This is a genomic window from Sphaerochaeta sp. S2 (genome assembly GCF_016406725.1).
Lineage (GTDB): Bacteria > Spirochaetota > Spirochaetia > Sphaerochaetales > Sphaerochaetaceae > Sphaerochaeta.
Genome location: NZ_JAEKNT010000540.1, coordinates 1 through 2291, shown reverse-complemented (window position 1 = coordinate 2291; position 2291 = coordinate 1). Strand labels below are relative to the sequence as shown.

The window sequence follows — 2291 nt, the reverse complement described above, 5'->3', positions numbered from 1 at the left end:
GTATGGCAGGTGGAATGCTCAGTGGGTTTGCACTTGTTGCTGGAATCTTGGTTCTGGTTATCGGGCACTCTCTCAATATTGTGATGGGATTGCTTAGTGTAGTGGTGCACGGTGTGCGCCTGAATCTTTTGGAGTTCTCCGGTCAGCTCGGCATGGAGTGGACTGGGATCGCATATGAACCGTTTACCCAAACGGTGGAAGAAAACTGATCGTTGTTTGGTAACAACTAAGGAGAAACACATGGGAAACTTGGAATTTATTGGATTGGCATGTGCATTGGCTCTCTCGGCTCTAGGGTCGGGACTTGGTGCTGGCGCTGCTGCCCAGGCAGCAGTTGGTGGTTGGAAGAAGTGCTACGCGAACGGTAAACCTGCTCCGTTCATCATGGTTGCATTTGCCGGTGCTCCGCTTACCCAGACCATTTACGGGTTCCTCTTGATGAACTTCATTGCTGCAGCCATTGCTGCAGGGGCCTCATCAACCCTGGCATTGGGCGTTGGTGTATTCGGTGGTGCAGCTATCGGACTCTCTGCATGGATGCAGGGAAAGACTGCTGCCTGCGCATGTGATGCACTTGCTGAGACTGGAAAGGGTACTGCTAACTACTTTATCGTTATCGGTATTGTTGAGACAGTTGCTCTCTTTACCTTGGTCTTCAGTTTGCTTGCCTTGCAATAAGCAGATTACCGAACAACGGTTCACAATAGAGATGGACACCCAAACGGGTGTCCATTATGCAATAAATTCTATGATAGTAAATAATAATAATATTTAAAAATAGAGATTCAAGAGAATGTCATGGCTATAGTTACCAAAACCATGTCCAAAGATGTTAATCCCACCTACATTCTCCGCATCTTCCTTTACAGCAAAACATGCTTTTATTGAATGGTGGGTATTAAGTGCTAGATCTTTGATTTTTAGATCAGAAATCTTCATGCCATCCACAAAAGAACCTTCATCTGTTACAGTCCATGTTTTCAACAAACCATATTGAGAGCCTTTGAGCTTCCACCATTCAGGAGTAAACGTTCCTCGTTTATCTCCGAAGTCTCCGGGGCTTGTCCATGTGCCCACTTCACGTTCATTGATTGATAGGGTGATATCACTAAGCCATTTAGGATTGGTGCCAGGAATTTCGGATGAAAGTTCCACCACAATCTCAAGCTTTTTTACTGCTTTCTTCTTGTTGTATGAGTTGTTCGGGAACTGGTATTTTACATATCCTTTCTCAAACCATAGCAGTCCTGCTTTGATTCTCTCAGGTTCAAGAAATGACTCAGGGGTATCAAGATAGCCAACAATTTTCTCGGTGGTACACATACCACATGGGGCTGAAACATTATATTCAATGAATAACCCTACTGGCATCTCTACTGTTACCACTTCATCATTGCTCTCTTCTTTGTTTCCTAGATTGATCACATATTCATCGTATATATTTCTACATACTTTCTGATTTCCCTTGGTAGCCTTTCTAATATCAATTTCTATAAGATTGGCTTTCTCAAGGGTCATGATGTTTGTGGCTACGGTTGATTGCGGGAGATTCAGAATGCTGGAAAGCTCATTTACATTCTTTTCACCTTTACGCAATTCATTCAGTATGCTGACTCTCACTGGAGATGCTAATCCCTTCAGAACATCCATGTCTGTGATGGGATTAATAACCATTATCCTTCCTTGCATGATGCATCCTCTATATTAATTTCCCTGTAATTTATCATAATATTTCATTTACAACAATCATTCAATCAACAATCTTGATATATTTATTCTTTGAAGTAGTACAGAAGATTTTGTTAAAAAGAATAATGGTTGACAGTACAAATTTCGTACCATATAATTGGGTATAAATCAATATATTTGATATTTTGAATTTAACTATTTGATTATGGGAGGCTATATTGCGTTACGCTTACTGATACAAAATCCAATATAAAGATGTATTGCATATATCTGGGAAATTTTTGCAAAACATTGATTCAATGGAAAATAATAACAAATAAAATCATTACATGATGTACTAGTAAACGCAATATTCAAAGTATTTCTGCGATTTGAATCAATGTGGACCTTACCAGATGCAAGCGAGTTCGCTCGAAACAAGCTACCGCGAACAGAAAAGTTAACATATGAATGATAGAAATTAATTTTTAAGTAAATCATGTTCAATAGTGATTACTTGATGATTACAAAGAGCGCTAATCAAAATGAACTTGGAAAGTGTCTATTTGTATTGAAAAAACTAACAATTCATTGGGAATTGTAGCTATAAAAAAGGAGTGTAC

At 39.5% G+C, this 2291-nt stretch carries 2 protein-coding genes and 1 pseudogene; 2 read left to right on the top strand and 1 reads right to left on the bottom strand.

Going from position 1 to position 2291, the window contains the following annotated elements; translation table 11 throughout:
• Both JF818_RS15975 and JF818_RS15970 read left to right on the top strand, forming a co-directional pair.
• A pseudogene (locus JF818_RS15975) lies at positions 1-209 on the top strand (ATPase); the annotation flags it as partial.
• A 31-nt stretch (positions 210-240) separates the two neighbouring features.
• A complete protein-coding gene (locus JF818_RS15970; protein WP_198893036.1) occupies positions 241-678 on the top strand; it encodes a V-type ATP synthase subunit K in 438 nt (145 codons plus the stop codon).
• Between the two features lie 93 nt (positions 679-771).
• On the opposite strand, the gene JF818_RS15965 is transcribed toward JF818_RS15970, so the two are convergent.
• The gene (locus JF818_RS15965; protein ID WP_198893035.1) at positions 772-1689 is read right to left on the bottom strand and encodes a transcriptional regulator; all 918 of its coding nucleotides are present in this window, start codon (positions 1687-1689) and stop codon (positions 772-774) included.
• Positions 1690-2291 lie beyond the last annotated feature (602 nt).